At 50.0% G+C, this 20251-nt stretch carries 19 protein-coding genes, 1 tRNA gene and 1 pseudogene; 14 read left to right on the forward strand and 7 right to left on the reverse strand.

What is annotated here, in order from left to right:
- Nucleotides 1–84: 84 nt before the first annotated feature.
- Nucleotides 85–2307, forward strand: coding sequence for a TonB-dependent receptor plug domain-containing protein (locus tag F4Z13_03895; protein ID MXZ48384.1), 2223 nt, complete (start codon nt 85–87; stop codon nt 2305–2307).
- A gap of 293 nt (nt 2308–2600) precedes the next feature.
- Here F4Z13_03895 and F4Z13_03900 read toward each other — a convergent pair whose 3' ends face one another.
- From F4Z13_03900 to F4Z13_03915, 4 genes and pseudogenes are all read right to left on the reverse strand, one after another.
- The gene (locus tag F4Z13_03900; GenBank protein MXZ48385.1) at nt 2601–3860 is read right to left on the reverse strand and encodes a hypothetical protein; all 1260 of its coding nucleotides are present in this window, start codon (nt 3858–3860) and stop codon (nt 2601–2603) included.
- A gap of 78 nt (nt 3861–3938) precedes the next feature.
- A complete protein-coding gene (locus F4Z13_03905; GenBank protein MXZ48386.1) occupies nt 3939–4730 on the reverse strand; it encodes an alpha/beta fold hydrolase in 792 nt (263 codons plus the stop codon).
- 23 nt (nt 4731–4753) lie between these two features.
- Nucleotides 4754–5200: a Holliday junction resolvase RuvX gene (gene ruvX / locus F4Z13_03910; GenBank protein MXZ48387.1), complete on the reverse strand. Its 447-nt coding sequence runs from the start codon at nt 5198–5200 to the stop codon at nt 4754–4756.
- Nucleotides 5184–5285, reverse strand: a pseudogene (locus F4Z13_03915) (dicarboxylate/amino acid:cation symporter). The gene ruvX and the pseudogene F4Z13_03915 overlap by 17 nt, the downstream one beginning before the upstream one ends.
- Nucleotides 5286–5388: 103 nt before the next feature.
- Here F4Z13_03915 and F4Z13_03920 point away from each other — a divergent pair.
- Nucleotides 5389–5787, forward strand: coding sequence for a DUF3568 family protein (locus F4Z13_03920; GenBank protein ID MXZ48388.1), 399 nt, complete (start codon nt 5389–5391; stop codon nt 5785–5787).
- A 67-nt stretch (nt 5788–5854) separates the two neighbouring features.
- Complete coding sequence (locus F4Z13_03925; protein MXZ48389.1) at nt 5855–6208, forward strand: VOC family protein; 354 nt, start codon at nt 5855–5857, stop codon at nt 6206–6208.
- Nucleotides 6209–6287: 79 nt separating this feature from the next.
- Here the strand turns inward: F4Z13_03925 and F4Z13_03930 are convergent, their stop codons facing one another.
- A complete protein-coding gene (locus F4Z13_03930; GenBank protein ID MXZ48390.1) occupies nt 6288–7229 on the reverse strand; it encodes a DUF1152 domain-containing protein in 942 nt (313 codons plus the stop codon).
- An 18-nt stretch (nt 7230–7247) separates the two neighbouring features.
- On the opposite strand from F4Z13_03930, the gene F4Z13_03935 reads away from it, so the two are divergent.
- The 11 genes from F4Z13_03935 (at nt 7248) to F4Z13_03985 (ending at nt 18166) form a co-directional block, all read left to right on the forward strand.
- Entirely contained in the window at nt 7248–8417 is a 1170-nt protein-coding gene (locus F4Z13_03935; protein MXZ48391.1) for a DUF4872 domain-containing protein, read from the forward strand.
- Between the two features lie 144 nt (nt 8418–8561).
- Nucleotides 8562–9509, forward strand: coding sequence for a hypothetical protein (locus tag F4Z13_03940; GenBank protein MXZ48392.1), 948 nt, complete (start codon nt 8562–8564; stop codon nt 9507–9509).
- A gap of 43 nt (nt 9510–9552) precedes the next feature.
- Nucleotides 9553–12048, forward strand: a complete 2496-nt coding sequence (gene gspD / locus F4Z13_03945) for a type II secretion system protein GspD (GenBank protein MXZ48393.1) — start codon at nt 9553–9555, stop codon at nt 12046–12048.
- Between the two features lie 60 nt (nt 12049–12108).
- Nucleotides 12109–13746 (forward strand): type II secretion system protein GspE, encoded by a 1638-nt coding sequence (gene gspE, locus F4Z13_03950; GenBank protein ID MXZ48394.1) that lies wholly within the window; start codon nt 12109–12111, stop codon nt 13744–13746.
- A 31-nt stretch (nt 13747–13777) separates the two neighbouring features.
- A complete protein-coding gene (gspF, locus tag F4Z13_03955; protein MXZ48395.1) occupies nt 13778–14986 on the forward strand; it encodes a type II secretion system protein GspF in 1209 nt (402 codons plus the stop codon).
- 18 nt (nt 14987–15004) lie between these two features.
- Entirely contained in the window at nt 15005–15424 is a 420-nt protein-coding gene (gene gspG / locus F4Z13_03960; protein MXZ48396.1) for a type II secretion system protein GspG, read from the forward strand.
- Nucleotides 15421–15954: a type II secretion system protein gene (locus F4Z13_03965; protein ID MXZ48397.1), complete on the forward strand. Its 534-nt coding sequence runs from the start codon at nt 15421–15423 to the stop codon at nt 15952–15954. The genes gspG and F4Z13_03965 overlap by 4 nt, the downstream gene beginning before the upstream one ends.
- Before the next feature lie 12 nt (nt 15955–15966).
- Nucleotides 15967–16341 (forward strand): hypothetical protein, encoded by a 375-nt coding sequence (locus tag F4Z13_03970; GenBank protein MXZ48398.1) that lies wholly within the window; start codon nt 15967–15969, stop codon nt 16339–16341.
- Nucleotides 16313–16987 (forward strand): prepilin-type N-terminal cleavage/methylation domain-containing protein, encoded by a 675-nt coding sequence (locus tag F4Z13_03975; GenBank protein ID MXZ48399.1) that lies wholly within the window; start codon nt 16313–16315, stop codon nt 16985–16987. The genes F4Z13_03970 and F4Z13_03975 overlap by 29 nt, the downstream gene beginning before the upstream one ends.
- Nucleotides 16988–18079, forward strand: a complete 1092-nt coding sequence (locus F4Z13_03980) for a general secretion pathway protein GspK (protein MXZ48400.1) — start codon at nt 16988–16990, stop codon at nt 18077–18079.
- Nucleotides 18080–18081: 2 nt separating this feature from the next.
- Nucleotides 18082–18166: transfer RNA gene (locus tag F4Z13_03985), tRNA-Leu, on the forward strand.
- Nucleotides 18167–18227: 61 nt separating this feature from the next.
- Here the strand turns inward: F4Z13_03985 and glnA are convergent.
- Both glnA and F4Z13_03995 read right to left on the reverse strand, forming a co-directional pair.
- Nucleotides 18228–19673: a type I glutamate--ammonia ligase gene (gene glnA, locus F4Z13_03990; protein MXZ48401.1), complete on the reverse strand. Its 1446-nt coding sequence runs from the start codon at nt 19671–19673 to the stop codon at nt 18228–18230.
- Nucleotides 19674–19735: 62 nt separating this feature from the next.
- Nucleotides 19736–20074, reverse strand: coding sequence for a P-II family nitrogen regulator (locus F4Z13_03995; protein MXZ48402.1), 339 nt, complete (start codon nt 20072–20074; stop codon nt 19736–19738).
- Between the last annotated feature and the right edge of the window lie 177 nt (nt 20075–20251).

A 20251-nucleotide genomic window follows, 5' to 3' on the forward strand; every position in this document is an offset into this window, starting at 1 on the left:
GTAAGTTCTGTTACGTACTAAACTGATGACTTCGATTTTTCGTGCAGTATTATGTTATAATTCCTGACAAGAGGGGGCATCGAAATGATTAAAAGGAAGTTCCAGTCCGCAATGAAGGGGTTCTTGTGCCTGTTTCTCGCAGGTTTACTCTTGGCATCGCTCGGCGGCGGCGACGCATCCGCGCAGGACGACGACACAGTCGCACAGAATGTATTCGGGGTAAGCGGCGTATTTCTCAAAAAAATCACGGTCACGGCCCGAAAACGGGAGGAGCTGATTCAGGATGTTCCCCTGTCGATTACCCATTTCAGTTCGGAACAGCTTGAAACCCTTAAGGTAAACGATCTTGAAAGTCTCACGGTGCGCATGCCCAACGTGGCGCTTGACGATGCCATCTCGGGACTGTCAATAGCCAACTTTTCCATCCGTGGCGTAGGAATAAACGAATCCATAGCGTCTGTTGATCCGACAGTGGGAGTGTTTGTCGACGGCATATATATGGGGCAGATAAGCATCGTTTTATTTGATACCTTCGATGTTGAAAGCATAGAGGTGCTGAGAGGACCTCAGGGAACGCTCTTCGGGCGGAATGTCACTGGGGGGGCCATACTGATTAACACCAAGAAGCCGGGAGATGTTTTTGAGATATCAGCCCGCACCTCGTTTGAAGGAGGGGGTGAGAGTCTTAACAGCTACTACATGGGCACGATCGGAGGCCCGATCAGCGAGACGGTAAGCGTGAAGGTAAGTGCGTATACGAATCAGGATAACGGCTGGTTTAAGAATCTCCACACGGGCGAGGCTTTCGGAGAAAACGACATACGGATGGTACGACCGATGATTGTGTGGAATCCGACGGATGACGTAAGTCTTGTTCTGCGCTACCAGTACGAAAGCACGAGGAACGACGGCACTGCTTCACAGAACCAGCGCGACTTCGACCTCAATAGTCATGATTTTAGCATTGACGAAGAAGGCTTCAGGAGGCATAAACATCACTTTTTCACCGCTCAGCTGGACTGGGATGTGGATTTCGGAGACGGCACCGTGACCAATATATTCGGTTTTTACGATGCGGAAGGTACCGCTTTGCTTGATATCGATTCTACCCCGGAAAACGTTTTCAGCATACGCGGATGGACCCCATACAGGCAGTGGAGCAACGAACTGCGCTACGCAGGCAGATTCTTCGAAAGTCTCCACGCGACGACTGGTCTTTATTACTTTACAAACGAGATAAACTACCATGATAGCCGTTATATATTGGGAGGAGCTTTGACCCAAAACTTGGGAGGGGATTATTTTGTTGATACCCTGGGCGTGTTTCTCTCGCTTGATTACGATCTTACGGATCGTGTAACGCTTATCTCGGGCACCCGTTACAGCCATGAAAAGAGGAAGGTGGAGACCGTTTCCGCTACCGCGGTGCCATGCAACGTCGCGGTCGGACCGGCATGCGAGTTTGATTTCACCGACGAGGAGACCTGGAACAGCTGGTCGCCCAAGCTCGGCGCCGTCTACCATATAAGTGGAGGAGCTAACATTTACGGACACTGGACCAGGGGATTCCGCTCCGGAGGCTATAACCTGCGGAACAGTTTCCCCCCAGATCAGGAACTCCCGGGGCCGTACGATGAGGAAAGAATCGATACCTTTGAGGCGGGATTCAAGATATCCACAAACAGGGGGATCTTAAACGGCGCGGTTTTCTATAACATGATCGACGATGTGCAGCGGATAATAACTCTTCCTAGATCGGCCAGCGTGTTCGCACAGGAGATTCGCAACACTGCGGATGTGGAAGCCTTCGGCTTTGAACTTGACGGACTGCTCGCCGTTACCGGGAACTTTTTTCTTCTGGGTTCGATCGGATACGCAGATCCCGAGTACACCAAAATAAAATATGACCTTAATGTAGATGGCGTTCTTGACAAAAAAGACCTGGCTCTTGAACTTCCTCGGGCCGCGAAGCTGACCTGGAGCGTTGGCGCGACTCATAACGCCGGATTTGCGAACTGGGGGAAGATGACTTCAAGGGTAAGCTATTCGTATCGCGACAAGTCATATCTGACGGATAACAACGTAGGATATACTCCCGAGCAGAACATTGTTGAAGCCGGAATTGACATCGCCCCGATGAACGACAGGTTTTCAGTCGGATTCTACGGAAAGAACCTCCTTAACGAAGTCAGGCACGGAAGCTATCAATCGCTTGACAATCCTCTCTTTCCACAATTGGGAGGTTCATTCGCGCCGCTTTCCAAGGGCAGGACCTTCGGCGTGCAGCTGACCTACCGGTACAGGTGACGGAAAAAAGGAGACACACGTGCCGGTGAATGTCATGTCCGTGATTCTGATGGATCTGCGTGTGCCCGGACGAGTCCAGCATCTTTTTCCAAGACAGGGACGCATTTCGAACCACGTGCGGTAAATATCTTTCAGCCCGCCAGCGGTCAGATTAACGGGTTTCTGGCGGAATCCCCCGGGGGAGCGTGGCGGGAGGAATTGCCGTCGGTCTCGCCATAATTGTTCACGGAGTCGGTGCACGGGCTCGGAGCGGGCAAGATTGACGGACGCCGGTGTCGGCGCCGCGGCGGTTGTTACTCAAAGTAAAGAGTATGCTCGACCGGGTAGATTTCCCCTGCCTGCCGGCAGATGGCGGAGGGAATGCCTGAATTTCTCCGCGTTCGTCCTGCTGCGTACTGAAACCCTGGGCCGGAAGCGTGCTCGTCACAGGCCAGACATGAGTTCAGGTTCCCCCGCTCGTCGGCATGCGCGTCGTCCATGTCATTTGTCAGCATGTTCCAGAGCCCGTAGTGCTCCACGCAGGTCTTCATGCACCAGCGTCTGGTGTGCAATACGTTGTATGTCCAAGTCTCGGCGCACGGCTCTGCAAAGCCGACTTTTTCCATGAGACACTTCTTGATGCCATCTGCCGTAAGCTTCCTCCCGCACGTTCTTGCTGGCTTCGTCAGATCCGGTTTTGCCAGGTAGACGGCGAGATCACGCAAGGAGGAGCACGTTCCGCAGTGATAGCGGTGTGTAACGACATGGCCTTGTGAAAGCGCGCTTTCTTGGTCGGGAAACGTGCGTAGCCGGTAGTCCACGCGATCCGGGTCCACGAACTGGACGGCACACACCTCGGTATTTGAGCCCAGTGACGAGTGCCACCGCAGCACCGGCTCCTGACCGTAGAATAGAAACGTTGCTCTGGTCTCATCGATCTCGTAGCTCCTCGTGTCCGGGGGCAGGGGATAGCGTAGTCCCGCAATGCCGGAGTAGGATTCACGGTACCGGGGCTCGAACGGACTGGACGTAAGAAAGCCGCCCGCGCCTCTTGAGGGTGAAGCACCGGTTTCTGTATCGCCGCTCCCGAGATCCAGATGGTCATAGACCTCGTTGCCGTTTAGAAGGTTTGTATTCCGCAGACGTTCAACCAGTGCGCCGGTTCCGGACAGACTGGGCGCACGATCGTCGGTGCAGACAGGATCATCCCGGGAAACTTCCTGGCCCGAAGATGGGGGAAGCGGCAGGAGCCACGCGATCAGCACCAGCACGGTCCCCAAGCCGGCGTACTTCCCCACCTTGGCGATGCGGGTTCCGTTTGAACCGCCCGCCGTACGCGGTCGGGGATTCCCGCTGTCGGCGCGGTGAGCTTTGATTTCCGAGTGTCCGGAACTTTTTCCCGCCGCCCGAATGTCATCAATTGCATCTCTTCCCGCTTTTTGTGTTCCACGCTCAGATTCCGGAATGTTTTTTACACCCGCGCCGGTGCTCCGGCGAGGAAGCCTCGGGCTCGGGGCAGACGCACTCAGAAAGAAACTCCTTATTTTTTCTCTCAGGTTCTTGAACCTCTTCATTTTCTCTAAAACAAGCCAAAAACAGCTTGCAGCAACGTATCTCTATCTGAACAGAAAGGGGAGCAGGCACGGGGCAATTCAGTTTTTTGCGAGAAAATCAAGCACGGTCTTGTCCGCCTCGGCTTGACACTCCCTCCAGAATCCGTGGCCAACGTCCGCAAACGCTTTTTCAACCGTATTCGGTATAAGTTCCACCAGTTTCTTCGATCTCTCGGGAGGCGTGACTATATCACGCTCCCCGTACATGATCAGGGTTTCCGCGGAGATCTTCCCGAGTCGGGCCAGTACGTCGTGGTTCTCGCATGCGTAGCTCTGGTTTCTGTATCCGGCAGCCGCATCGGGGTCAGCGGGAACTTCCCGGATTCTGCCTACCAAGGAGTCGTAGTTCTCTTCTATGTATTTCCTTCGGTATCCGAGGAAAAGCGCAAAAACCCATCCCGCCCCGGGCCCCGCTTTATCCACTATGTCCCTCGCGGTTTTGATGAGCAGATTTCCGACCTCATCCCTGTGTGCGGAGGAGCATCCCATAACGAGCCTGTTTACCCTCTCGGGGTATTTTATGCCCAGCCACTGGCATATCATTCCGCCCATTGATTTTCCGACGAAGTGGGCTTTCTCTATACCGAGAAAGTCCAGAAGCCCTGCGGTGTCAACCGCCATCTGCTCCATCGTATAGGGATAATCGGGTTTATCGGAGCGGCCCGAACCCCTGTTATCAAGTGCTATCACGCGGAAATGCTCCGAGTAGATGGGAACCTGCACATCCCAGCTCTCAAGACTGCTCCCAAGGCCGTGGATGAGTACGAGCGGATCCCCCTTCCCATGCTCTTTATAATAAAGATTTATTCCGTTTGTCTCTGCGTATGGCATGTCGGGTCTCTCCCGAGGTTTGCCTAGTACCTGCTCAGAAGATACTCTTCCAGTATTATTGTAGCGGCCATCTTGTCTATTACTGTTTTTCGCTTCTTTCTTCCCGTACCGGCTTCTATCAGTGTCTGCTCCGCAGTCCTGGTGGAGAAGCTCTCATCCCAGTATTTCACCGAAAGGCCCAGAGAATCTCGAATGCGTTCGGAGAATTTCCTGATGTTCTTTGCCCTGTTCCCGAGAGAACCGTCCTGGTTGTAAGGTATCCCTACGAGGATTTCGCAGGGGGAGTATGGCTCTATTATATCGCGAAGCCGCACAAGGTCTTTTTTCTCGTTTTCCCGACTTATGGTACAGACGCCGTTTGCCGTGATCCCCAGCTCGTCGCTTACGGCAACCCCTATCGTCTTGGTCCCTATATCAAGCGAGATTATCCTTCCCGAAGTTCTGTTTTGCTTCTCAGCCGGTGTTTTCATCGGGCTCCAGTTTCTCTATGACTGCCGCTCCTATGCTGTTTCCCCATACGTTTATGGTAGTACGGAACCTGTCCAAAAACCAGTCTGTTTTTTGATATGAAGGATTTCATGGATGTTGACTCTTTTTCTTCCTAAGTTAAGTTAAGTAACCATACAGGTTTTTTTTGTAAAGCCTGCCGGGAGTGAAAATGAATTTCCTGCCAAAAAAGTATCACGCCGTGCTTTTCTGCTTGCTTGCATTTGTTTTTTCTTCGGGTTGCGTGCTGGTGATGGGTGGAGCGGTCGGCGGCGGTACTGCGGCTTATCTCAGGGGAGTTCTAAAGAGCAAGGAAACCACCTCGTTTGACAATGTCTGGTTTGCGGTGGTGGAGGTGGTGGAACAGCAGGAGTTTGAGGTAACAAAAAAAGAAAGCAATGTGGGCAAGGCGCTTATCGAAGCCAAGCTTCGCGACCAAGCTAAAATGATTTATATGACCGTCAAGTACGACAAGCCCGAGATAACCGATCTGATTATCCGCGTGGGCATCTGGGGAGATGAGGAAGAGTCAAGGCGCATACTCAAGCTTATTCACGAAAAACTCTACTGAACAACAGAGACGACCGGTCTGACACCCCACCTCAGGGAAGGGGTCTGGACCTGGGTGATGTGCGATTATGAAAGAAGACTCCCGGATCAATTATGTCGAGTTGCCGGCAGAAGACTTCACTAAGGCCAAGGCGTTTTACGGCGATGTGTTCGGCTGGACCTTTCAGGACTACGGCGACTGCTACTGCGCCTTCAATGACGGCAGCATGGACGGCGGCTTCTACCGCTCTCCGCTACAGTCCGACAGCAGCCAGTGCGCTGCGCTGGTGGTGCTTTACGCGGAAGATCTGGAAGCCACGCTGGAACGCATCACTGCCGCCGGAGGCGAACTCTGCAAGCCGATATTCTCCTTCCCCGGAGGGCGGCGGTTTCATTTTCTAGATCCCAACCGCAATGAACTGGCGGTCTGGAGCGAGCGGTAGGAAGCGGCTTTCCCGATGACCCGTGAAAATGCTACCATCGGGTCGGCGGTATAGTTTCAACTGTGGGCTATAAGTGCCATTAGTTTTTCCCGAGATTTTCGTAAAGTTCCATTTCAACATCAAGTTCCGTCCTGATTCCCGCTTCGTTAAGCTTTGTGTTTGCTTCCCCTATCGTCTTGCATCCGTAGACTGCTTGCGCTGGTCTTGACACCTTTTCGTAAACCACTTGGGGATCTACGTAGAAAGTTACTGTGGAACTTATATCGAGTTCGACTTTTCTTCTGCCATTCCTTATTGAAGTAGTGCTGAAAACTCCTTTTGCGTATTCAACGGGTCCTCTGCTTGCCTCGGTGGGTATCAAGCTTATCGCTTTTTCCATTAATTCCAGTGTGGTTGCGGATATACCCCAGCTCCCGAAAATTCCATTGTTCCGTGCTATGATGCCGAATGACCTCTCAAGTTCTTCCTTGGAGAGTTCTCCGTCGCTTCCGAAACCGAATACTCCCATTACGGTAGGTATCTGGAAGCTCTGTCTGTAAAGCGCCGCGGTCATTATGGCGTCGGCGAGCGGACTCATGAGTCCCTTTTCGTCTCCGAATCCAAGCACATCTCCGCCGACGTCTATTCCCACCACCAGATCTGCGCCGAGTTTTTCGGCGGCGTCCGTTATTCCCTCAAAAACCTTCTCCGGACCGTAACTTATATCGACAAGAAGAGTTTCCTCTCCCAGAACTTCGGCCATGCCTGCCTCGGCGAATCTCGCTCCGCCTCGGGTGGTGGAATCTTTGTTGCACTTCCAGACCACGTCGTTTATCTCGCGGACATTGTGTGATTCTTCAAGCTTTCTGGGCCCTGGATCGGGGTCTATTGTGAAGCGCTCCCAGCTAAGTCCTCCCAGAACGCATTGCGTTCCGTTTATCTCGAGCAGGTTTGCCGTCGGAAGAGTTCCGACTATATCCCCCCCTCCTCCTATTCCGAGCAAAATAGCCTTTTTCGAATTTTTAAGGATTTTCTCAAGCATGCTGATTTATCCGTGGTGATGATTACTAATATCCGTTCTGGCGCAATGATCAAGATGGCTTCCCCGAGTGATGAGTGTTGTTCCGGGGTCTTTATGGAATATCGATTTCCGGCTATATTAATTTCCTCGGTTCTGCGGCTTTTTATGAAGAAGATAATAAATGACTGGAAACACTTAAAAGGGGTGCACTGCGGTTCTGCGGCGCTGAGAGATATATGCCTCTACTACGGACACGATCTCTCGGAGCAGATGTGTTTCGGGCTGGGAGCCGGGCTCGGTTTTTATTACTCCTGTGAAGAGGGAATGAATCCGAGCAGGATTATACAGCCTCGCGGTCCCCTGATGGAAATTAATTTCCTGAGAAGTTTCGGTGTTGATGTCACCGACTGGAAGTACGAGGACGACAACGAGCGGGCCTCGGATGACCTCAGGGAGTTTATTGACATGGACGTTCCGGTGTTGATACAGGCCGATATCTGCTACCTTGAATACTTTGACTCCAAGACCCATTTTCCCGGGCACATAATAGCGGTATGCGGATACGACGACTCCGAATCCGTTTTTTACGTGGCGGACAATTCGTTTGAAGATCTCCAGACTGTCTCTTTTGAGAATATGGCGAAAGCGAGAAGCTCAAAAGCAAGGCCGTACCCCCTTTCCAACAACTGTGTTGAAGTGAAGTTTCTTGAAGACGGCTTCGATGCTGAGGAGATGATTCTTAGTGCCGTGAGGAAAAACGCCGAGATGATGCTTGAAGGCAGGACCACTCTAAGAGGGACTTCAGGCATTGAGATTATAAGGAAATGGGCCGAGGACCTTCCTGGCTGGGGGGATCTTGCCGACTGGAAGTGGGCCTCTAGGTTTACTTACCAGGTCATATGCAGAAGAGGGGTCTGCGGTGCTGCTTTCAGGTGGTTTTACAGGGATTTCCTCGAAGAAGTCTCTCCGGTGCTTTCCACTTTTTACGGGGCGGGCCTCCCCGACGAGATGAACAGTATCGGTCAGAATTGGTACGACATGGGAATGCTTTTCAAGGAGATAAGCGAGAGTGCTTCATGTGGAGAGGGATTCGAGCGTGCCTCGGAACTAGCTTTTGATATATATGATCTTGAAAAGCGGTATTTTTGTTCCGTGCTTGAAAACTTCCCTGTCGTCGCTCCGGCGGGAGAAACAAAACGGAGTGAGTGAGCATTGCACAAATATTTAAAAAATCGCTGTGGGATATCGATTCAAATTGCGAGGTTTTCTTGAGCTACGTCTCCGCGACGATGGAAATGTTGAAAAAATAAGGCATTCTATTAAATTATGTGGGATTAATTTAAGGAATTGACTATGGTTTTGTTTATTTTAAGGAAGTATGTTTGGGTCGTAAACGTCTTGCTGATAGTCGCCATTGCGTACTCGGTTTCGGCCACGGTCAACAACGGCCTGCGCGACAAGATAGAGTCCGACAAGGGAGGCCTGACAGGCGAACACCTTTACAAGGAGAAGTACGGACAGGTTAAGATTCCCTATCGTTCAAGAGAGTACTACGACTCTATACTGAGAACAAACCTGTTTGGAACGGGCGGGTATGCTGGACAGATAGAAACGGGTGGTTTCTCGGAAGTTTTTGAGGGGGAAATTACCCCGAAAACTTCCCTCAAGCTTGAACTGCTTGGAACTTTCATACTCAAAAGCCGCACTAATTCTGCGGCCAACAAGAGCATCGCCGTGATAAAGAATATGGAAAATAGCAAAATAAAGGGTTATTCTGAAGGGCAGTTGGTTGATCTTGTAACATCCGAAAAAGTGGAGGTAGTGAAAATAGACGACTGCGAAGTGACTATACGAAGAGCGGAAGGTCCCGAATTGATTACCTGCGGAAACGAGCTTGAATCCGTTTTTGCAAAAAGCCCCGCGAGTTCTTCAGTAAGGAACAGACCTTCTGTTAAGTCAAAAAAGTCGTCGGCTTCAGGGGTCAGCAAGGTCAGCGAGGGCTTGTACCAGATAGAGAGAGTGATGTTTGAAGAGCTGCTCGCTGAACCCAGCAGTTTAATAACCGAGGCTAAGATTGTGCCGCGCGATGACGGCATCAAGATCTTCGGAGTGAAAAGCCGGAGCGTGTTTTATAAAATGGGTCTTAGAAACGGGGATATAGTTCACCAGATAAATGAAGTTGCTTTAAACGATGTGCAGAGCGCTCTTTCACTTTTTACCGACTTGAGGGGCCAGAGTGAGTTTACCGTTGATTTCACGAGACAAGGTAAAAGAAAGAGTAACCGGTACACGGTTTACTAGGCCTAATACGAAAAAATTCAGTTTCTTAAGGTTAAAACAGATTATGAAATACTTTCTGAATAAAAATCTTTTCCCAATTCTGTCAGCGGTTCTCGTCTTTTCCGCTTCCGTTCTCTGTCCCCAGTTGGCTCCTGCAGAGAAATCCGAGCCGCTTCCGGACCTTACGAGGGCTAAGGTTGTTGTCGCCCCGGGCACAAGGCTTAAAAAAGCGAACGGGGAGGATTCACCCGCGGAACCCACTGATATTGCCAAGGAAGCCACGGAGTTGCTGGCCGAGGAGGCCGCAAAGGATCCGGATAAGCAAGACTTAAGGTCTCTCGGAAAAGATGCGTTGAAAGTTTCTGGCAACGAGACTTTGGAAGGCTTGGTCGAGGATCCTGGTCTACCGCTCGATTTAGCGGAGGAAGAAATTGTAGCCGAAGTTGAGAGGGCTCCTGGGCCGGAGACGAAGAAGCCTGAGGAAACAGTTGCGGTCTCGGGCGATGAAACTCTCGGTGAAGAGGGTGAGGAAATTCCCGAGGGCGAGGGGATGGTCAACCTTCGCTCCAACATGACGCTTAATGAGATGGTAAAGACCATAAGCGAGATCACCTCCGAGGTTTATCTCCTGAGTGACAAGATCAGGGACAAGAATGTGACGATCATAACTCCCGAGGGCGGTTTCGAGAAAGAGAATGCGTTTAGAATTTTTGAAATACTGCTCGATATGAACGGCTATTCGGTCATAAGCGCGGAGGGAGTTAACAAGGTTGTCCCCAAAAAGGGGATAAAGTCAGAGAGCATACCGTTAAGACTGGATTTCGACCCTGCGGAGTCTTCCCAGAAATACGTGATGAAGCTGATAAAGCTTAAGAGCGTAAAAGCCAAAGGAATTTCCAACGTCCTTCGAGCTCTGGTTAGCAAGGATGGGTTTATGAAGGCCCACGAACCGTCGAATACCCTGGTTGTGGTTGATAATGAACAGAACGTGAACAAGATAGCCGAAGTGATTGCGAATATTGATTACGAGAAGAAAATAGAGTTCATCAAAGTGCATAACACAAACTCGGCCAACGTTATTTTTAAGCTGCTTGAGATCTTCAATCCTAAAAGCGCCAAGGCCAAGCCGTCAAAAAGCAAGGATGGCGGTTTGATATCTGGAAGTTCTGAGCTATTAGGGTTTAAAGTGATAAACGACGAGAGGACAAATTCCATAATAGTGATTGCCGACCCGAGGGATCTTCCCCTGATAAAGGAGACGATCGCTGTTTTGGACATCGAGAGCGAGCACGCGGAACAGGACGTTTACGTTATAGCGGTTAAAAACGCCGACGCTGAGCAGATAATCGAAGTTCTGGGAAATCTGTTCGCGGAGGGGAAAGGGGGCGTAGTGTCTTCAGTTTCCTACCGTGATCAGACGCGGCAACCCGGCAGAACCGGCCAGCCTTCAAGCCGTCTCGGAGAGGGGAAAGTGGGCGGCAGCGGAAATGTCGGTGGTTTAGGTTCCCAGGGCGGGAACATCCAGAGGGGAGGGAGCGAGCAGACCGGCGCTTCAGTCATAGTGTCTTCGGGCGATGGGCTTAAGATAACTTCGGACCCGGCGACAAATTCCATCATAGTGATCGGTTCTCTCACGCAGTACAGAATGGTCAAGCAGATAGTGGATAAGCTTGACGTAAGGAGAAGGCAGGTGTTCGTGGAAGCCGCCATACTCGAGGTGGGCCTTGATAACCTTAATGCGCTGGGAACCAATTTCGGTCTCGGCGTTACAATCGAGGGCGACAACCTAGGTTTTATCGGACAGCAACTGCCGGGCATCCCAAGTCTTCTCGGAGTTGCGGCTGATCCCACAATTGCAACTGCTTCCATAGGCAGTCTCTCGGGGCTCTTTCTCGGAGTGGTGGGAGAGGAAGTTGACCCCGACGGTTCGGGTCCGCTTCCGTCTCTTCCTTCGTTCTCCGCGGTGTTTCAGGCGCTGAGTTCCGTGACCGACGTCAACGTTCTTTCAACCCCGAGTATTATTACAACCGACAACGAACCGGCCGAGATAGTAGTGGCTGACATAATACCGTTTCCGATGGGTAGCACTGTGGGAACAAGCGGCGTGACAGTTCAGACGATCGAGAGATTGCCGGTGGGAATAAGGCTCAGCATCACCCCTCAGATAAGCGAAGGAGAATACCTTAACCTTGACATAGTGACCGAGGTTTCCTCTACCCGAGAGGCGCCCGCGGGACTTAACACCGCCCAGTTCGGCATTGCGACTACAACAAGAAGTGCCGATTCGTCGGTTATAGTCAAAAATGGGCAGACCCTCGTTATAGGTGGGCTGGTTCAGGACAGAGAAGAGGTGCTTCACAACAAAACACCTCTGCTCGGAGATATTCCGCTGATTGGAAACCTGTTCAGGTTCAAGCGCAATCAGAACAGGAAGCTTAACCTGATGATACTTCTTACCCCACGGATAGTTGAGACGGAAAGCGATATGAAGCAGTTGCTTATGGATTACCAGAGAAGAAAGACCTTGCTTCATAGAAGGGATCTGAATACGCTTGAGTAAGGAAGTTTTTAGAAAATGAAGGCTCTTGACGAAATAATAGGCAGGCGTTACCCCGAGGTTATGGGGAGGATTGAAGAGCTTAAAGGGAAGAACGGTCGGAACACAGAAGACATACTACTCAAAACTGACGTACTCAAAGACTCCCCGGCTCTAGATGTTCTTTCCGAGTTTTACGGAGTCGAAAAAGTCGAATCGATTCCCGAAGACGATATAGATTATGAACTGATAAAGCAGTTTCCGATCAGCTTCGCGAAGAGATTCAGAATACTCCCAATAAGCAAAGACAACGGAACGCTCAAAGTCGTATTCGCCCCGCCTCAGGAACTCTATGCCCTTGACGAAGTCCGCTCCCGCTTTAACTGCTCGCTTGAAACTTACATTGCCCTTGAGCGCGTGCTGACCGACAGCATTAACAGGGTTTACGAGCAGGGCAAAGATGTTGTGTCAGAGGATATAAACGAAGGTTCGGGACTCTCCGACATGGAGTTTACCGAGCCCCAGGATCTGATTGAGGCTGAAGATGAAGCCCCGATCATAAAATTCATAAACACGCTTCTTTTTCAGGCGGTAAGGGAGCACGCAAGCGATATTCACATAGAGTGTTTCGAAAAAGAAGTGCTGGTACGGTTCAGAAAGGACGGCATTCTGCACGACGTGACGAAAGTTCCGAAGACAGTGCAGTCTTCGGTGATCTCGCGCGTGAAGATCATGTCTGAACTTGATATAGCCGAGAGAAGAAAGCCTCAGGACGGAAGCATAAGGCTGAAGATCGGGGGAAGGGATATCGATGTAAGGGTTTCGACGGTTCCCACCTCATGGGGAGAGAGCGTGGTAATGAGGCTGCTTTACAGGTCTTCGGTGCTGATGAGCTTCGAGCAGCTGGGTCTTGAAGGAGAAAAACTCGAGACGGTGGAATCCCTTATCAAATGTCCTCACGGGATCATTCTCGTTACGGGACCCACGGGAAGCGGAAAGACAACAAGCCTCTATGCTGCCCTGCAGAGAATCAATCTTCCCGACAAGAAAATAATCACTATAGAAGACCCGGTTGAATACCAGATACAGGGAATTAACCAGATCCAAGTCAACACCAAGGTCGGTCTTACGTTCGCAAACGGACTTCGCTCAATACTCAGGCAGGACCCCGACGTTATACTAGTCGGAGAGATAAGGGACAGGGAAACTGCCGATATTTCCATGAACGCTTCACTCACTGGGCATCTCGTGTTTTCCACGCTGCATACCAATGACTCGGTAAGCGCCGTGACCAGACTTGCCGATATGGGAGTGGAGTCCTTTCTTATAGCTTCTACCCTCTCGGCAGTTATAGCTCAGAGACTTGTCAGGATTCTTTGCACGCAGTGCAGAGAACAGTACGTGCCGGTTGATGAGGAGCTCGGTCGTATAGGACTTGCTCGCGAGGCCTGTCCAGAAGGAAAAATATACAGAGCCAAGGGATGCCAAGAGTGCATGGAGACAGGATTTTCGGGAAGAATAGCGATTTTTGAGATACTGCTTATCGATGATGAACTCAAAAACACTATTCTTACACACCCGGATTCTTCAACTCTTAAGGAGAAGGCCCTGAGAAACGGACTCATTACCCTTAGAATGGACGGTGCCGACAAAGTCGCAAAAGGCATAACGTCAATTGACGAAGTGCTCAGGGTTACGGAAGAGGAGCTGGCGGAGAGCTAGACCGCAGCTATCTTTAACATCGGTATTTCAAATGCCTGTTTATAACTATAAAGCCATCAACGACAAGGGCGAATCGGTAAAGGGAGTTGTCAGCGCGGAATCGGTCAAGATCGCAAGCGACAGGCTCAGAAAAGGCGGCATCTATCTTTCCTCTATAAAGGAGGCGAGCGGGTCTCGCCGCTCGTCGGTGAGCCTTCCGTGGAACAGGGTGAGCATCTCGGAACTTGCCGTTATGACAAGACAGTTCTCAACCCTGATTTCATCAGGTCTTCCTCTTGAGACCTCACTTGTGGCTCTTTACGAGCAGACCGATGACCAGAAGCTCAAGGGAATTCTCTCTCAGGTGCGAAGCCGGGTGAGTGAAGGCAGTTCTCTTCACGCCGCACTTGAGGAGCACGAAGGAGCTTTCTCTGATCTTTACGTGAGCATGGTTCGTGCCGGCGAGGCTAGCGGCACTCTTGATGTCGTGCTCGACCGTCTTGCGGATTTCCTTGAAAAGCAGCTTGAACTGACTTCGAAGATCAGGGGTGCCATGATATATCCGGCAATAATGTTTGTCGTCGGACTCGGGGTACTGGTTTTCATGATGACTTTCGTAATTCCCAAAGTCGCCGATATATTCGAGGCCAGTAACAAGGCTTTGCCGTTTGTTACCGTAATGCTTATAGGTGCAAGTGATTTTCTCAGGGAAAATTTTATCCTTCTGCTGGTTTTCTTGGCCGTCGTATTGTTTTTTGGACACAGGTACGTAAAAACTCCTTCCGGAAGGAAGGTCTACGACAGGTTTTCCCTGAGGATTCCAGTGTTCGGGAAAATGTCTTCAAAAGTGATGATTTCCCGTTTCACAAGAACGCTTGCCACGCTACTTTCAAGCGGCATTCCTCTTCTTGAATCCATCAGGGTGAGCGAATCGGTTATGGGAAACAGTCTTTATGTTGACAATATAAGGGATGTTCGGGTCAAGGTTGCAGAGGGAGCGGCATTCGGAGGCTGCCTTGGACAGACCGGGATTTTTCCTCCCTTAATGGTGAGAATGGTGTCTGTGGGCGAGGAAGCGGGTAAAATGGAAGTCATGCTGTCGAAGGTGGCCGATATGTATGATACCGAGGTCGACGGCATGCTTGCCACGCTGACTTCCCTTCTTGAGCCGGTAATGATACTGATTATGGGCGTCGTGATGGGTTTTATAGTTTTTGCTATACTTTTACCTGTGTTGAATCTAACTTCTGTAATAAGCTGAACAGGGAGGTAGAGAAAAATGAGATCCCAGATGGGGTTTACTCTGATTGAAATTATGGTGGTCGTGCTTATCATAGCGGGGCTTGCCTACATAGTGGGAACGAACGTGATAGGTCAGGGGGAGAGGGCAAAGGAAAAGCAGGCCATGATTCAGATCAAGCAGTTTGAGCAGGCGCTCCAGCTGTTTAAGTTTGATAACGGTTTTTATCCTGAAACCCAGCAGGGGCTACGCGTTCTGGTCGAACCGGTAACGGTGGGCAGGGAGGCCAAGAGGTGGAGACGTTATCTTGAATCCGCGAGCGTTCCACTTGATCCTTGGGGGAACGAGTTTGTGTATTTCGGGGTCGACCAGACCGAGGACGGATTGTACTATATAAGGTCTAACGGTCCGGATGGGGTAGGGAATTCAGACGATGATCTGTCCAACAGAGACAGATGAGAAAAAAATCCGCTGGTTTTACCTTAATTGAACTAATTGTGGTCGTTTTTCTGCTCGGAGCTTTTTTCTCCGTGGCCATGCCCAGAGTCCTCAAAACGGGTGACATGAACCTTCGCAGTGCTTCAAGGGGGCTTGTCACTACGATAAGGCATATTTACAGCAAAGCCATTTTTGAAAAACGGATATACAAGCTTTCTTTCGATATCGATACCGGAGAATACTGGGCAGAATTTCTTGAGGAAAACCAGTTTCGCTTGGAAGAGGATTCCGCACCTGGATTCAGAAAGCTTCCCAGCGGGGTTTTTTTCAGCGATATACAGACGGAGAGAACCCAAGGAAAGATTGGTTCCGGAAGAGACGCATTTATACTTTTTCTGCCGACAGGGATTGTTGACTCGGCGGTTATTCACCTGCGAACTGGTGAGGACAATTTTTTCACGCTCTCCACAAACCCCTACACTGGGGCCACTAAGATTTTTGACGAGTACGTCGAATTTAACAGCCGGTTTCAGAACTTGGCGGAACGGTAGGGAGAGGACTGTATGAGAGCCTCGAAAAACAGCATTTGCGGATTTACGTTGCTCGAAGTCATGGTTGCCGTGGGATTACTTGCCTTCGCAATGGTGTCAATCCTCGGCATTGTAGGTCACAATGTAAATCTTGCTACAAAGTCTACCAACTACCTGATAGCCACAAGTCTGGCCGACGACATAGCTTCACGGATTGACGCTGAAGGGCTCACGTCGGACTCGAAGAGAAGCGGGAAATTTGAAAATTATCCCGGTTTTGAGTGGTATCTCACAGTTTCCCCTTACAACTTAACCCAATTCGAAGCGAAAATGACCATTATCAGTGTTCTTATAACCTGGGACGACGGGGAGGAAAGCTATGAAATCAGCTTCGTCGATTCGGGATGATAAAAGCGGTTTCACCCTTATAGAAGTTCTTATCGTCGTTGCCATAACGGTCATCGTGCTCACGATGCTCTACAGTTCTTTTTCCCAGCTTATAACAGTCAAACGCAGGGTAGAGACGGAAAACGAATTGATTCAGGAAGCGAATACTATCCTGCTTAAGATGCGCCATGACCTAGTGAATGCTTTTCCCAGAGGGAATATCAATTCCGGGGTTTCTTCTCCTTCCGCATATAGCTACTTTACCGGGAGGCTCGAAGGGGATAACAGCAGAATAGTGTTCACCTCTTTTGCGAAGGACCCCACCCATTATTCCACCCAATCCGGCCAGAGCGAGATCTCCTACTATCTGGTTCCGCTCCGCGGCGAGCGCGAAGATATGTTTGCCCTTATGAGAAAGGATAATTACTGGATCGGAAACGATGAGGCTGGAGCCGCATATCCGATTTCGGAAAGGGTGCTGAGTTTCAGAGTGAATTTCCTTTCCGAACGATCCCCGGCATCGGCTGACGAGCAAGAGGTGTGGGAGTGGAATTCGTCAGTAATGCGAGGATTTCCAAAGGCGGTTCAAGTCCAGATCATTCTTTTGGGAGCAGGAGATCAGGAGGAGGCTTATTCCATGATTGTTGCTATACCGGTGGCTGACTGAATGTGCAGAGCAGATCCGAAAACAACGCAGAAGGGAATAGTACTTGTTATCGTTGTCATAACGATTGCAATACTTTCCACAATCGTGATTGATTTCATATACTCGACCCGAGTGAGTTACGAAATTTCCGCGAACAGCTCAAGCGATGTCCAGGCAAGACATATTGCGAAATCAGGGGTGAGAGTCGTGCGAGGGGTGCTGAGAAAGAAAACGCCAGAGGACTTGCCCTTGCTGCAGGGAATCCTTGGGCAGGCAATAAGCTCAGAAAACGGTTCCGACGGCTGGAAGCTTTCCATCATCTCTTTTCCCATCGGAGAAGGAAACATATCTCTTCAAGTTGTAGACGAGAGATCGAAAGTCAATCTCAATGCTCTTGTGGATCAGAGATCGGGCCGGGTGGATTTTCAGGTCCGAACGCAGCTAAATGAACTTTTCCGCTTTCTCGGGGTGGAGACGGAGAAGGCCGATCTCTTCGTGGCAAGTCTAGTGAACTGGCTTGACGGGGCGGCGCCGGGTAGCGGGAACGATCAGGACCCCGATGGAGCCGGTGGGAACTATTACACAAAACTTGATAATCCTTATTATATCAAGGACGGACTGCTTGACAGTGTTGAGGAAATTAGGATGATTGAGGGGATGGATAAGGACTTCTTTTTCCAAGTCAAAGACTATCTCACCGTATATCCTAAAGACAAGAAGGTGAATTTCAGCACCGCTTCAAAAACAGTGATAATGGCTACCATTAAGGCTGCGGGGGTTTCAGTCAACGAGAGGCAGAACGATCCCCGGGAGATAAAAGACAGCGTAGTCGGGAGGATGGCCGACGAGATAATCATTCGCAGGAGCACCAAGAGAGTCATATCTGCCAGCGAGACCACGAAAATCTTAAAGGGAGTGGACTCCAGTCTAAAGATAAGCTCCGGCATTTCGGGAGTGGTTCTTAAGGGCGGGAAAAGTGATGTCTACACCGCTGTTTCCACGGGTATAGTGGGAGAGCAAATTCCCGTTACAAGACAGGTTCAGGCCGTTATCCGTAAAGATCTGAAAAAGAAAAATTCGTATCCGACCGTGGCGTCTTGGAGAGAAAGGTAAAAGCCGAAGTGGCGGAATAGGTAGACGCGCAGGATTCAGGATCCTGTGGGCATTGCGCCCGTGGGGGTTCGACTCCCCCCTTCGGCAGAGCATAAAAAAAGGGGTGCCTTTTCGAAGGACACCCCTTTTTTATCAGTTTTTTTCCTGCTTATACGTCGTAATAAAGCATGAACTCATACGGTACGGGTCTCAACCTGATCGGGTTGATTTCGTTTTCCGTTTTGTAGTCAATCCATGTCTCAATTACGTCCTCTGTGAAGACTCCTCCTTTGAGCAGAAACTCGTGATCATCTTCAAGGGCCTTGATGGCCTCTTCAAGTGAACCTGGTACGGAGGGAACGCTTGCCAGCTCCTCGGGCCCCAGAGCATAGATATCCTTATCCAGCGGATCTCCCGGCTTGATCTTGTTTTCGATTCCGTCAAGCCCAGCCATCAACATAGCGGAAAACGTCAGGTAACCGTTGCATGAAGGATCCGGGAACCTGGTCTCTATTCTCTTTGCTTTGGGGCTGGGAGAATACATGGGGATCCTTACCGCGGCGCTTCTGTTTCTCGCCGAATAGGCGAGGTTAACTGGAGCTTCGAACCCGGGAACGAGCCTTCTGTATGAATTCGTTATCGGGTTGCTGAATGCGCATATGGCCCTCGCATGCTTCAATATTCCGCCTACATAATGCATCGCAAGGTCGCTCAGTCCCGCGTACCCCTTTCCTGCGAAAAGAGGCTTTCCGTTTTTCCACAGGGACTGGTGAACATGCATTCCGGAGCCATTGTCGTCGAAGACGGGTTTCGGCATGAAAGTGACCGTTTTCCCGTGTTCCCGGGCAACGTTCTTTACCACGTACTTGTACCATTTCATGTTGTCTCCCATGTCGACCAGCGGGGCGAAACGCATATCGATTTCAGCCTGTCCCGATGTCGCAACCTCGTGGTGATGGGCTTCGACGGAAATACCAAGGCTTAGAAGCGTGCTTACCATTTCGGAGCGTATGTCGTGCATGCTGTCTGAAGGAGGCGTTGGAAAGTAGCCCTCCTTGTGCCTGAGCTTGTGACCGAGATTCGGCTGCTCATCGGCCCCGGAATTCCAGATACCTTCCTCCGAATCTATGAAGTAGTAACCACCACGTGGACTCTGATCGTATCTTACATCGTCAAGAATGAAGAATTCCAGTTCCGGACCGAAGTAGGCGGTGTCCGCGATCTTTGTGCCCTGCATGAAGGAAACAGCTTTTCTCGCTATGTTTCTCGGGTCTCTGGTATAAGGTTCCCTTGTTATGGGGTCCTCGATATTACATATTATGACGAGAGTCTGGGCCTGCATGAAAGGATCGACCTTGCAGGTGGTGGGATCCGGCATAATGAGCATATCGCTCGTGTTAATCGCCTGCCACCCCCTGATGCTTGAACCGTCAAAACCAAGGCCGTTTTCAAAAAACGACTTGTCAACTTCCTCCGCCGGTATGGTGAAGTGCTGCCACATTCCTATAAAATCAAGGAACCTGAGATCAACAAACTCGATCTCGTAATCTTTTATGAATTTTATTACTTCAGCCGGCTTCTTCGGAGAAGCGGGCTGACCCGACTTAGTAGCCATGATTAATAATCCTCCTTAATGCAATTGTTTCCAGAGAAAAGTTTCTTTGGTGCGAGCGCTAATTATATAGCATCCTCGCCCCTTTCTCCAGTTCTAATTCTTATTACGTCTTCGGCCGGGAAGAGGAATATTTTTCCGTCTCCTATCTTGCCGGTTTTCGCACTTTCCCTTATGGTCTCGATTACCTTGGAGACCATATCGTCGGAAACCACTATTTCCAGCTTTATCTTAGGCAAGAAGTCGATGACGTATTCTGCACCCCTGTAAAGTTCCGTATGACCTTTCTGACGGCCGAATCCCTTTACCTCGACAACTGTCAGACCCTGAATTCCTATCTCTCTGAGAGCCTCCTTTACATCCTCCAGTTTGAACGGTTTGATAATGGCCTCTATCTTCTTCATGGTGGTAAAATCCTCCTACGCGTATTATTCAACTATAATAAAGTATCAAAAAATATACCATTTCTTTTGTTTCTAAGTGAACTGGTTCTTAAAATAGAGGCATAGAATAACTGTTTCTTTTGCGAAGGGGAAGTTTTTTGTTTTATAACTAGTTCTTATAATTAAATATTTTTAGAA

It is taken from the genome of Candidatus Dadabacteria bacterium (assembly GCA_009837205.1).
Taxonomy (GTDB): domain Bacteria; phylum Desulfobacterota_D; class UBA1144; order Nemesobacterales; family Nemesobacteraceae; genus Nemesobacter.